At 63.4% G+C, this 12,543-nt stretch carries 11 protein-coding genes; 8 read left to right on the forward strand and 3 right to left on the reverse strand.

Features of this window, described 5'->3' with window-relative positions:
* Positions 1-373 precede the first annotated feature (373 nt).
* Positions 374-1,873, forward strand: coding sequence for an anti-phage dCTP deaminase (locus tag CV_RS22510; protein WP_011133682.1), 1,500 nt, complete (start codon positions 374-376; stop codon positions 1,871-1,873).
* Between the two features lie 1,148 nt (positions 1,874-3,021).
* Here the strand turns inward: CV_RS22510 and CV_RS00580 are convergent.
* The 3 genes from CV_RS00580 to CV_RS00590 all read right to left on the reverse strand — a co-directional run bounded on the left by CV_RS00580 (position 3,022) and on the right by CV_RS00590 (position 6,386).
* Complete coding sequence (locus tag CV_RS00580; protein ID WP_011133684.1) at positions 3,022-3,513, reverse strand: DUF2867 domain-containing protein; 492 nt, start codon at positions 3,511-3,513, stop codon at positions 3,022-3,024.
* A gap of 182 nt (positions 3,514-3,695) precedes the next feature.
* The gene (locus CV_RS00585; RefSeq protein WP_011133685.1) at positions 3,696-5,084 is read right to left on the reverse strand and encodes an aminopeptidase P family protein; all 1,389 of its coding nucleotides are present in this window, start codon (positions 5,082-5,084) and stop codon (positions 3,696-3,698) included.
* 96 nt (positions 5,085-5,180) lie between these two features.
* The gene (locus CV_RS00590; RefSeq protein WP_011133686.1) at positions 5,181-6,386 is read right to left on the reverse strand and encodes a benzoate/H(+) symporter BenE family transporter; all 1,206 of its coding nucleotides are present in this window, start codon (positions 6,384-6,386) and stop codon (positions 5,181-5,183) included.
* Between the two features lie 132 nt (positions 6,387-6,518).
* Between CV_RS00590 and CV_RS00595 the strand changes: the two genes are divergently transcribed.
* The 7 genes from CV_RS00595 (at position 6,519) to CV_RS23240 (ending at position 12,543) form a co-directional block, all read left to right on the forward strand.
* The gene (locus tag CV_RS00595; RefSeq protein WP_011133687.1) at positions 6,519-6,848 is read left to right on the forward strand and encodes a DHCW motif cupin fold protein; all 330 of its coding nucleotides are present in this window, start codon (positions 6,519-6,521) and stop codon (positions 6,846-6,848) included.
* A gap of 5 nt (positions 6,849-6,853) precedes the next feature.
* Positions 6,854-8,275 (forward strand): PLP-dependent aminotransferase family protein, encoded by a 1,422-nt coding sequence (locus CV_RS00600; RefSeq protein WP_011133688.1) that lies wholly within the window; start codon positions 6,854-6,856, stop codon positions 8,273-8,275.
* A complete protein-coding gene (locus CV_RS00605) occupies positions 8,272-8,784 on the forward strand; it encodes a GNAT family N-acetyltransferase (RefSeq protein ID WP_011133689.1) in 513 nt (170 codons plus the stop codon). The genes CV_RS00600 and CV_RS00605 overlap by 4 nt, the downstream gene beginning before the upstream one ends.
* A gap of 20 nt (positions 8,785-8,804) precedes the next feature.
* Entirely contained in the window at positions 8,805-9,899 is a 1,095-nt protein-coding gene (locus tag CV_RS00610) for an NAD(P)/FAD-dependent oxidoreductase (protein ID WP_011133690.1), read from the forward strand.
* 74 nt (positions 9,900-9,973) lie between these two features.
* On the forward strand, positions 9,974-10,735 hold the full coding sequence (locus tag CV_RS00615; RefSeq protein ID WP_218567061.1) for a DeoR/GlpR family DNA-binding transcription regulator: 762 nt from the start codon (positions 9,974-9,976) through the stop codon (positions 10,733-10,735).
* Between the two features lie 109 nt (positions 10,736-10,844).
* A complete protein-coding gene (locus CV_RS00620) occupies positions 10,845-11,624 on the forward strand; it encodes an EAL domain-containing protein (protein ID WP_011133692.1) in 780 nt (259 codons plus the stop codon).
* 688 nt (positions 11,625-12,312) lie between these two features.
* Entirely contained in the window at positions 12,313-12,543 is a 231-nt protein-coding gene (locus tag CV_RS23240; protein ID WP_147296174.1) for a hypothetical protein, read from the forward strand.

Consider the following 12,543-nt stretch of genomic DNA (forward strand, 5'->3'; position numbering starts at 1 on the left):
GTCCGCTTCGCGGACGATGTTTTTCATGGCGGGGCTGCCCGCCGTGCAGGTCAGGGAGCTGTCTTGCCAGCTCCCCGACACCCCTAGGCGACCCCAGCAGCGCGGCGAAACCCCGGCTCCAAACCCATTCCCAAGGAGCCGCCGGAACTAGCCGCGCTAACGTCGCGCGGCGTCGAACAACCGGCGGCTTAAAACCTTGGGAATGGCTTCGGAGCCGGCTTGCGCTGATGGGGATATGAGACGCGTTGGTCTGACCCGATCTGTTCGAATTAACAGCATCGGCATCAACAACATTATGCTATTTTAATAAAATTTTATGGGTAGACGAGATTTACCCGCGTATGTCAAATAAAAACTGTGTTTTAGGTAAAAAATGATAAATTTCAATGAGTCTGAAATTGTTATTGCATTAATTGGTGCTGTTGGTACCGATTTGAAAAAAGTGATAACTCCGCTTGAAAATAAGCTAAAGTCTTACAATTACTCTGCCCAGGAAGTGAGAGTTTCCAAAGAAGTCATTAAGCCCCTATTTAATATAAAAGCAGATCCGGCCTCTGCATTTGAGCGAATTACGTTATACATGAACAAAGGCAACTTGGCCAGAAGCGGAACAAAAAATAATGCAGTGCTTGCAAATGGTGTTGCTGCTTATATTAATAAAAAGAGACAAGATAGCTCACAAGACCCTAACTCTCTTGAGCCTCTAAAAAATACTGCTTTCATAGTTAATTCATTAAAGACACCTGATGAAATCCAAAGGTTAAGGGAGATCTATCAGTCTGGGTTTTATGTAATTTCCGTTTATTCAGAAAAAAATCGAAGAAAAAAAAGCCTAACGGATATGGTGATGAGTGAAGAACAAGCTGAAAATCTAATTGAAAGAGATGAAGACGAATCAGATGAATACGGCCAGCATACAAGAGACTCATTTCATTTATCTGATTTTTTTATTAATTATGACGGCTCAGAAGACACTCTCGTTAACAATATACACCGAATCATTGACATAATATTTGGCGACCCATATAAGACGCCAACGTTTGATGAATTTTCGATGTTTATGGCATTTTCATCTTCGCTGCGCTCTGCCGATCTGTCACGCCAAGTTGGTGCAGTTATTGCAAAAGATCAGGTTATAATTTCTACAGGATCTAATGACGTCCCTAAGTTTGGAGGAGGAGTTTATTGGCCTGAAATTAAAAAACACGGGGTAGTAGAAGATATTACTAATGGTCGTGATTACAAAAGAGGATATGATTCAAATTCAAAAGAGAAAAATGACATTATTAATAGTATTATTGAAGGATTGAAGAAGGAAATAACCAACAAAAATACAATAGCAACTATTGATAAATTTCTAAAGAAATCAAAAATAAAAGACATAACTGAATATGGAAGAGTAGTACATGCTGAAATGGACGCAATCCTAAATTGCGCACGAAATGGTACGCCGACATTGGGAACAACGTTATATTGTACAACATTTCCATGCCACAACTGCGCTAAGCATCTAATTGCTTCAGGAATAAAGAGAGTTGTCTATATAGAGCCATATCCTAAATCAAAAGCAATGGAGTTTCACGACGATTCAATATCGTACAATACTTCACATGCAAGTAATAAAGTTATCTTTGAACCATTTGTTGGAGTTGGACCTAGGCGATTTTTTGATCTATTCTCAATGAACATGAGTGATGGTTTCCCAATTAAACGAAAAGATGCCAATGGGAAAACTTTCTCATGGCCAGGTAGTGCAATACCTTCATTACGAATACAAATGTATCCTCTGAGCTACATTGAAAAAGAAACTTTCTTTTTCACTCAATTTGGAAGTACACTTGACACATTAAGTAAGGACACCTCCAATGAGTAAGCAACCCAAAATTGGACTCCAGCAGGCACTGGATAACGCTAGCAAAAACGTTAACAACTGGCCCGCTTGGAAAAAAGATATTGTTAATGGGAAGCATGTAAACACTACATCTAGTGTTCAACGATTTGCACCATCCTCAGCCAACTCGTCCAAAAAGTATTAAGGCAACAAATCTGTCCATTGTGGATGATCGTTCGCCAGGCTCGCGATGTGCAGCAACTCCAGTAGGAGTTGCCTTCATGTGACTCCTTCAGCTAAACCCAAAGGCTGAAGAGTCACATGAAGGGCATTGTCAACTGAGTTTCGTTGTCCCCACTCCCACCACTGATAGAATTCTCCTTGGTGCTGAACACACCTGACACACTAGCGGTTGCCTCGCCCGACAGACGAGGTTTTTGCGTCCATAGCTTTCCTAGCCGTGCCTTGCTCTTGGTGCGTCTGCTGCTTATGGCCGGGTAGCGCGTCTGTCGAACAACAGCCCGAAAGGGCTAAGGCAGCGGGCCGTCTAGTGTCGGTGTTCAAGTACCTGGCCGCCCCTCCTCCGTCGCCACGCTGGACGGCTTGGCGGAGCTGATCGCCGAGCCGGGCAGGATGCCGGTGAACAATACCGACCTGGTCAAACTGGCTTCCGCCTGCCATTTACGGCTGGCGGAGCGGATGGGGCGGATCGCCGGTTGATCCAGCGGGAGCGCGATGCCGAAACGGGTCGCGCTTTTTTATTGGCTTTATGGCAAACGCTCAATCGATAGCCACCCTGCCCCCCTTCAGCGCGCGCCGGTCAAAAATCGCCCAGCCAGGTTTTAAGCCGCCGCCTGTTTGAGCGGGGCGACGTTAGCGCCCTACCGCTGAGCGAATCAAAGATTCGCACGCATGGAGTTCGGCGGTGCCTGGCTGGGTGGTTTTTGAGCGGGGTTTCGCGCGCTGTGGGGCGGCCTGGGGTTGAAAGGGGGCTGGCCGCGCAGCCCCCTTTCCCGTCCGACGGGCGGAACCGGCATCAAAATCCATCGTCCGCACAGCGGACACAAAACTATCCTATTCGGTGCGTCGCCCCTATGGGGTGACGCACCCTACCCGGACAGCCTCCCTGCCTGGCGGGCAGCCCCGCCATGAAAATCATCATCCGCGCAGCGGACACCGCACCCTACGCCTCATCCCAATGCCGCCGCCATCCGCCTCATGCTCGCCGCCACAATCGCATGATGAAACGGCGTCACTCCCGCCAGATACATCCTCCCCAATAAATTATGCGTCCGCACCAGCGTGCTGACCTCCAGCCGCCCTGGCCGCCACTGCAACACCACCCGGAAATCCAGATGGCGGTCGTCTTCGCCCAGCACCGCGACATGCTCTCCCAAATGCAGCACGCGGAACACGCCCAGCTGCTGACCGACATGGAAAGGCTCGGCGGCGGCGGCGGGTTGGGCGGTTTTCAGGCCCAATGGCGACACCAGCCGGTCGCGCAAGCGCATCAGCGCGCGGGCCCAGAGCGGCATCGCGGCGGAGAAGGCGCGCAGCAGGCCGGCGGCGTCGGCCGCCGGCGCATCGGGCGGCAAGGCGATGCTGCAGCAGTCTTGCCAGGCATAGCGGCGGGCGGCGTCGGCAAGCAGCGGGATGGCGGAAAAGTCGTATTGGACGGACATGGGAATCTCCCTGGATGGTGATGCGGCGGATGGAGAACGGGAAGCGGCGGGCGGGTCATGGCGGGCCGGCGCGAAATAGACTGCCGTCATTGTGTCGCCGCCGCGGACGGCCGGTCAATCCGGACGCCGGATGTGAAAACGCCCCGCGCGGCGGGGCGTTTCGGGTTGCGGAACCGGACGGCTTACACCGCCATCACCGCTTCCACTTCCTCCACCGTCTTCGGGATCGGCTCGCCCAGCACGCGGCTGCCGTCCGCGGTCACCAGCACGTTGTCCTCGATGCGGATGCCGCCGAAGTCGGCGTATTCGCGGAACTTGGCGTAGTTGATGTACTGGCTGTGGCGGCCTTCCTTTTCCCAAGCCTCGATCAGCGCCGGGATGAAATAGACGCCCGGCTCCACGGTCAGCACCATGCCGGCCTTCAGCGCCTTGCCCAGGCGCAGGTAGCCCAGGCCGAACAGCTGGCTGCGCTCGGTGCCGTCGCCGTAGCCCACCAGGTCTTCGCCCAGCGCTTCCATGTCGTGCACGTCCATGCCGATCTGGTGGCCCAGGCCGTGCGGGAAGGCGATGGCGTAGGCGCCGGATTCGACGATGGCGTCCACGTCGCCGCGGAAGAAGCCCAGCCCGGCCATGCGCTCCACCATCACGGCGGCGGACAGCTTGTGGATGTCCTGGTATTTGACGCCCGGCTTGACCGCGGCGATGGCGGCCAGCTGCATCTCCAGCACGATGTCGTACAGCTCGCGCTGGCGGGTGGAGAACTTGCCGCCCACCGGGAAGGTGCGGGTGATGTCGCTGGCGTAGCCGCCGCCGCTGGCGCAGCCGGTGTCGTTCAGCACCAGGTCGCCCTGCTGCAGCACGTGGTCGTGGTGGTGGTTGTGCAGCACTTCGCCGCGCTTGGAGAAGATGGACGGGTAGGCCAGCTGCCAGTCGTGGCGGCGCATGATGCCTTCCATGATGCCCACCACCTGGTATTCCACCACGCCGGGCTTGGCGTTCTGCATCGCGGCGATGTGCATGGCGTGGGTGACGCCCAGCGCGGCTTCCATCTCGGCGATCTCTTCCTCGCCCTTGATCTCGCGCAGCGCCACCACCGCGCGGGTCAGCTCGGGACAGAAGCCCGCCTTCACCTGCGCCGGATGCACGTCCAGCAGGCGGCCCATCTCGATCAGCGTCTCGCCGCGGTACGGCGCCAGGTAGCGCACCGGGCGGCCGGCGGCGCGGGCCTCGGCCACCACTTGCGCCAGTTCGGCGTACGGGCGGCTGCGCGAGAGCGATGCCTGGGCGGCGCGCTCGGCCAGGGAGGGCAGCGGGCCGGTCCAGACAATGTCGGCCACGTCCGGGTCGTTGCCGAACAGCGTCGCCTCGCCGTTGTCGGCGTCGATGACGCCGGCCAGGCCGGGCTCGTTCAGGCCGAAGAAGTAGCGGAAGCTGGAATCCTGCACGAAGGGCAGGGTGTTGTCGTGGTAGTTCATCGGCGAATCGACGTTGCCGACGAACAGCAACAGGCCGGAAAGGCCGGCCTGGCTCAGGCCGGCGCGACGCTGGGCGTAGACGGAAGGGGCGAACATGTTTTCTCCTTTTGCCGCATGCCGGCGGGGGCGCCGCTGCGGGTAGATTCAACCGCCTAAGTTATCACGCGCGGCCCCCGCCGGCCAGCCGCCGCCTCAGCGCGCGGCCGCCTCCACGGCCTTTTCCGGCGCGGGTTTGACCGGGCTCAGCAGCCGGCACAGCAGGCCGCCGGCCAGCATCGCCCACAGCGGCGCGCCCAGGCCGGCGATGCTGACGCCGGAGGCCGCCACCACGAAGGTGAGCAGCGCCGCCTCGCGGTGTTCGCCGTCGGCCAGCGCCGCGCCCAGCGACGAGGCCAGCGTGCCGAACAGCGCCAGCCCGGCGGCGGCCACCACCAGCGCCTTGGGCAGCAGCAACACCCAGGCGGCCAGCGCGCCGCCCATCAGGCCCAGGACGATGTAGAGCAGGCCGCAGAACAGGCCGGCCACGTAGCGGCGGCGCCGATCCGGGTGCGATTCCGGCCCGGTGCAGATGGCGGCGATGATGGCCGCCAGCGTCACGCCGTGGCCGCCCAGCGGCGCGGTGAGCACCGACGCCAGCCCCAGCACGGTCACCGGCGAGCGGGCCGGCAAGTCGTAACCGGACGCGCGCAGCACCGCCATGCCGGGCAGGAACTGGCTGGTCAGCGCCAGCAGCGCCAGCGGCAGCGCCAGGTTGACGCAGGCGCTCCACGACCAGGCCGGCATCGTGAACAGCGGGCCGGCCAGGCCCTGCCAGGAGCCGGCGGCCGGCGCGCGGATCTGTCCCAGGCTCAGCGCCACGCCGGCGGCGATGGCCGCCAGCAGCGCCCAGCGCGGGAAAAAGCGCCGGCCGATGAAGAACAGCGCCGCCATCGGCAGCACCAGCGCCAGGTCGCGCGCCGCCTCGCCCACCACGTCGCCGACGAAGCGGAACAGGATGCCGGCCAACAGCGCCGCCGCCAGCGCCGGCGGGAACAGCCGCATCAGCCGGTCGAACATGCCGCTGACGCCCACCAGCGTGACGATGGCGGCGGCGGCCAGGAAGGCGCCCACCGCCTCCGGGTAGGGCGTGCCGGGCAGCGCGGTCAACAGCAACGCCGCGCCCGGCGTGCTCCAGGCCGTGATCACCGGCGCCTTCCAGCGCCAGCTGAGCCAGGCGCCGGCCACCCCGGAGCCGATCGACACCGCCCATACCCAGGACGCCAGCTGCGGTTCGCTGAGGCCGGCCGACTGCGCGGCGTGGACGATGATCAGAAAGGGGCCGGAATAGCCCACCAGCAGCGCCAGGACGGCGGCCAGCAGGGTGGAAGGGGCGGCGTCGCGCCGCAGGGTTTGCCACATGGCGACTCTCCTGATGAAAACCAATGCCGCCAGCGTGCCACGGCCGGCGCGGCATGGGCTCCCACAAACGGGCCAAACAGTTTATGCTGGATCGAATCTGTTCTATATAACAGCCATCTTCAGGAGCCTCGCATGCAGCTGACCGGCATCCCCTTCGGCGTCACCGACTGGGACGACATTCCCGCGCAAGCCCACCCCGGCGAACAGGGCCGCGCCTACTGGCGCACCCGCCAGTTCGGCGACATCCGGGTGCGGATGGTGGAATACACGCCCGGCTACCTGGCCGACCACTGGTGCGAGAAAGGCCACATCCTGCTGTGCCTGGAAGGCGAGCTGCGCACCGAGCTGGACGACGGCCGCGTCTTCATCCTCAAGCCCGGCATGAGCTACCAGGTGGCGGACCGGGCCGAGGCGCACCGCTCCAGCGCGCCGGCCGGCGCCAGGCTGTTCATCGTCGATTGAGCGCCATGCCGCAATATCAGGACATCGCCCGACAGCTGCAGGCCCGCCTGGATGCCGGCGAATTCCCGCCCGGCAGCAAGCTGCCGTCGGTGCGGCAGCTGGCCGCCCGGCACGGCGTCAACAGCCTGACCGCGCTGGCCGCCTACCGCTGGCTGGAACAGAAGCAGCGGGTGGTGGCGCGGCCGCGCGCCGGCTTCTTCGCCGCGCTGCCGGCCCGCGCCGCCGGCCAGGCGCCCGCCCGCGCGCTGCCGTCGCCGGCCACCCTGGTGGATGTGGACAGCCGCATGTCGCAGCTGGTGGCGCTGTCGGCGTCCGACGTGGCGGTGCAGCTGCACATGGCCGAGGCCCACCACAGCCTGTACCCGGCGGCGGAGCTGGCGCGGCGGCTGCAGCAAACGCTGCTGCGCCAGCCGGAGCTGATCGGCGCCTACCTGCCGGCCGCCCAGCACGAGCGCCTGTGCGCGCAGCTGCGGCAGATGGCCGCCGGCTGGCAGCTGGACGTGGGGCCGGACGAGATCCTGTTCTGCAACGGCATCACCGAGGGCATCAGCCTGGCGCTGCGCCACCTGACCCGGCCCGGCGACACGGTGGCGGTGGAGACGCCGGTGTACTTCGGCCTGCTGCAAACGCTGGCGGCGCTGGGGCTGAAGGCGCTGGAGATTCCGTGCACGCCGGACGCCGGCCTGTCGCTGGAGGCGCTGGAATTCGCGCTGCAGTACGGCCCGCCGGTGCGTTGCCTGGTGACGGTGACCAATTACCAGAACCCCACCGGCGCGCTGATGCCGGACGACAACAAGAAGCGGCTGCTGGCGCTGGCGCGCCGCCACGGCATCGCCGTGATCGAGGACGACGTGTTCGGCGAGCTTTACTTCGGCAAGCGCCGGCCGACGCCGCTGAAAGCCTGGGACCGCGACGGCGACGTGATCTACTGCGCGTCGTTCACCAAGAGCCTGGCGCCGTCGTTCCGGCTGGGCTGGCTGTCCGGCGGCCGCCACCACGCGGCGCTGGAGCGGCTGCGCGCCAGCAGCAGCCTGGTCAGCCCGGCGCTGCTGCTGGGCACGCTGTCCGACCTGTTGGCCAGCGGCGACTACGCGCGCATCTCGCAGCGGCTGCGCGCGCGGCTGGCGGAGCAGATGGCGCGGGTGGCGGACGCGGTGCTGGCCGCCTTCCCGCCCGGCACCCGGCTGCGGCGGCCGCAAGGAGGCCTCCTGCTGTGGGTGGAGGGGCCGGAGGGCCTGGACAGCGCCCGGCTGCTGGAGGCGGCGCTGAAAGAATCGATCAGCTTCGCGCCGGGCATGCTGTTTTCAGCCGAGCCGCGCTTCCGCCACTGCCTGCGGCTGAATTTCGGCCAGCCCTGGGACGCGGCGCAACAGGCGGCCATCGCCCGGCTGGGCCGGCTGGCCGCCGAACAACTGAGGATGACATGATAGAAGACGGTTTCCTGATCCGCCCGCCCGAGGCGGCCGAACTGCCGCTGCTGGCGCGGATAGAACGCCGCGCCGCGCGGCTGTTCTCCCCCGAGGATCTGCCCTCCGCGCTCAGCGAACACACGCTGCCGGCCGGGATGCTGAGCGACGCTCGCGACGCCGGCCTGCTGTGGGTGGCGGACAGCGGCGGCCAGCCGATCGGCTTCGCGCTGGCGCAGATGCTGGACGGCCAGCTGCACCTGGCCGAGATGGACGTGGACCCGAGCCACGCCCGCCGCGGCATCGGCTCCGCGCTGCTGCGGCACACGCTGGCCCAGGCCGGGCTGCGCGCTTGCGCCGCCGTCACGCTGACCACCTTCGCCCACCTGCCGTGGAACGCGCCGTTCTACCGCCGCCACGGCTTTCTGGCATTCGAGCCGCCGGCCGGCAGCGCGCTGGCGGACCAGCTACGCGCCGAGGCGGCGGCCGGGCTGCGCAACCGCGTAGCGATGCGGCGCGGCATCGCCTGAAGCGGCGCGGGAGACGGCCTATGGAGCGGGTGGAATGCGTGGTGATCGGCGCCGGCGTGGTCGGGCTGGCGGTGGCGCGGGCGCAGGCCCAGGCCGGACGCGAAGTGGTGATCGTCGAGGCGGAGCCGGCGATGGGCCTGCACGCGTCCAGCCGCAACAGCGAAGTGATCCACGCCGGCCTGTATTACCCCGCCGGCAGCATGAAGGCGAGGCTGTGCGTGGCCGGGCGCGACGCGCTGTACCGCTACTGCGCCGAGCGGGCGATCCCGCACCGGCGACTGGGCAAGCTGATCGTCGCCAGCCGCGAGAGCCAGCTGGCCAGGCTGGACGCCCTGGAGGCGCAGGCGCGCGCCAACGGGGTGGCCGACATCCGGCGGCTGACGGCCAGCGAGGCGCGCGCGCTGGAGCCGGCGCTGGACTGCGCCGCCGCGCTGCTGTCGCCGTCCACCGGCATCGTCGACAGCCACGCGCTGATGCTGTCCTTGCTCGCCGACGCCGAGGCCGCCGGCGCGCAGCTGGCGCTGGCCTCGCCGGTGGAAGGCGGCGAGGTCACGCCGGACGGCGTCGCGCTGCGCGTCGCCGGCATGGCGCTGCTGGCCAAGCGGGTGGTCAACGCCGCCGGCCTGTTCGCGCCCGATGTCGCCCGCGCCATCGCCGGCCTGCGCGCCGACTCGATCCCGCAGGCCCGCTACGCGCGCGGCGTGTATTTCTCGCTGCAGGGCCGCGCGCCGTTCTCGCGGCTGGTCTACCCGCTGCCGGAAGCCGGCGGCCTGGGCAGCCACCTGACGCTGGACCTCGCCGGCCAGGCGCGCTTCGGCCCGGACGTGGAATGGGTGGACGGCGTCGATTACCGCGTCGACCCGGCCCGCGCGGACGCCTTCTACCGCGCGGTGCGCGCCTGGTGGCCGCAGCTGCCGGACGGCGCGCTCGCGCCCGGCTACGCCGGCATCCGCGCCAAGATCGCCGGCCCCGGCCAGCCGGACGCCGACTTCGTCATCCAGGGACCGGCAGTCCACGGCGCGCCGGGGCTGGTCAACCTGTTCGGCATCGAATCGCCCGGCCTGACCAGCTGCCTCGCCATCGCCGACGCCGCGCTGGCGCAGCTGCCGGCCTGACGGCGCGGGCGTTGACGGACGCGGACGCAAATCGCTTACAATCAGCCGCAACAAGCGGAGAAACAACAAGAATGCTGATTCTGAATCAACGCCAACAAGAACTGCTGGATATGGTCAAGCGCGAGAGCTACGTCAGCGTGGAAAAGCTGGCCGACCATTTCTCCGTCACCCGCCAGACCATACGCCGCGACATCGCGCTGCTGGCCGAACACCAGCTGCTGCAGCGCTACCACGGCGGCGCCAGCGTGCTGTCCAGCGTGGAGAACGTCGCCTACCAGGCCCGCCAGGTGCTGTGCATAGAGGAAAAGCGCCGCATCGCCGCCTGCGTCGCCCGCCACATCCCGGACAACGCCTCGCTGTTCATCAACCTGGGCACCACCACCGAAGAGGTGGCCAAGGCGCTGCACCGCCACCGCGGCCTGAGGGTGATCACCAACAATCTGCACGTGGCCGAGCAGATGTGCGACTACCCGGACTGCGAGGTGATCGTGCTGGGCGGCTCGCTCAGGAAGCGCGACCGCGGCCTGACCGGCGAGGCGACGGTGCAGATGATCCGCCAGTTCCGCGTCGACTACGGCATCATCGGCGTCTCCAGCATCGAATCCGACGGCACGCTGCGCGACTACGACTACCGCGAGGTGCGCACCACCGAGGCCATCATCCAGCAGTCGCGCCAGGTGTTCCTGGCCGCCGACCACAGCAAGTTCGACCGCCCGGCGCTGGTGGAGCTGGGCCGGCTTTCCCAGATCGCCGCGCTGTTCACCGACAAGCCGGTGCCGCCGGCCATCGCCCACGTGATGCAAGAAGCCGGCACCCAGCTGCACGTCGCGGAGTAAGCGCCGTACCCGGCCTTGGCGACGCTGCAAGCTTTTGTCAGCCGCGCGCGTTCGCCATACGCGTTTTTGCTATGCTGAAGCATCGCCCCTTCTTCAAGGCAGGTGCGCCATGCAGCCCACACTCGGCGCGCAGGCGGGCAGCATGCTGTTCCGCGACGCTTCCGGCCGCTACTGCGCCAGCCTGGCCGGCTACCGCTTCCTGAGCGCGTTCCAGCCCATTTTCTACAAGGGCGGCAGCCTGTTCGGCCATGAGGCGCTGCTGCGCGTGGTGGACGAGGGCGGCGAATGGCGGCCGCCGGACCGTTTCCTCGCCTCGCTGGCACCAGGCATGGCGCTGGAAGCCGACCGCCTGGCGCGGCTGATCCACGTGCGCAACTTCGCCCAGAGCGGCCAGGGCGGCTGCCTGTGCCTGAACCTGATGCCCGCCACTGTGCAGGAAGACCAGAGCGGCCGCACCCACCTGCCGCTGCTGAACAGCATGCTGCAGAGCGTGGAGCTGGACAGCGGCGGGGTGATCTTCGAGCTGCCGGAATTCGACGTGGAGCACCATGGCCAGCCGCTGCTGCAGGGCATGCGCCACGCCGCGGACATGGGCTTCGGCCTGGCGGTGGACGATTTCGGCGCGCTGCCCGCCCGCCGCGACAAGATGGGCGAACTCTGCCCGGACATCATCAAGATCGACCGCAGCCTGCTGCTGGACTACATGGCCGGCCAGACGCAAAGGCTGCCGGCGCTGCTGGAGTTCGGCTGGCAGATCGGCAGCCGCATGCTGGTGGAAGGAATAGAAACCGCCGAGCAGCTGGAGGCGATGCGCGCGCTCGGCGTGGAACTGTACCAGGGCTATTACCTGGGCAGGCCGGGCGAGCTGCCGGTGCTGCGTCAGCTGTAGCGCTGGGAGGTCTATGGGTGTATCGCGGGTATGGCTTGCGCCAACCCGCGCTACGGGGCTTCATGGGCGCGCCTGCGCAATGCGGCCAACTCGCAAAACATCAATCCGTTATCTGGGATACGCCGGCATCACTCCAGGCAAGCGGTGTGTTTCGTCCAACTTTAGGTCCTTGCAAGAATCGTGCAGGCTGTCATGGTCATGATTTTAATATTAAAATTTTGACGGCATAATTTGTATGCGCCACAATCTGGTGGTTTGCACCCAGCGTTTTGGGTGGCTAATTACAAGTTAGAGCAATTTCTCCATCGACGCTTGGAGCGCATGTATGCCAACTTACAAATACACAGAGTCGGAAACTGGGTTTGTGTACACAATAATCGTTAAAGCGTCAGATGTTACGGCTATCAATTCATTGACGCCAAGCGCGAGCGTTAAGTTAGCATCTGGACATCGTTTAGACGTAAATTCAAATGGTGTCGTTCAAATTACCAGCAAAGACGGAAAGCACAGTTCGGTGGACTTGCCGGCGCTAAAAAGCGGGCGTATTTCATAGTAGGACTGTGCCGCCGTGGCTGGCACATTTTTCGCCGTCGCTGCTGTCTTCGGTGGAGCGTATTAGGGCCGTAGGTTGGGCTGGGTTTGCGAAGCCCAACGTTTACCGTGCAGAGTGAATATTGGAAATAACTAAATGTTTAACAGCAATACTCATTTGCAAGTATTCAAACAGCCAAATACGCATATTGGTCATTTTGATGGAGAGTTTTTCTATCCGACAGGTAGTGTGAACTTTAGGGTGGATGGGGTCGAAATATATTCGCTAGATAAGCCTGCTAAATTTATTGGCACTGTTGTGAAAGAGAAAAATATTTATTTACTTAAAGATGTTAATGGCAATATTTTATATGAGCTGCGTGATTGA

The organism is Chromobacterium violaceum ATCC 12472 (assembly GCF_000007705.1).
Taxonomy (GTDB): domain Bacteria; phylum Pseudomonadota; class Gammaproteobacteria; order Burkholderiales; family Chromobacteriaceae; genus Chromobacterium; species Chromobacterium violaceum.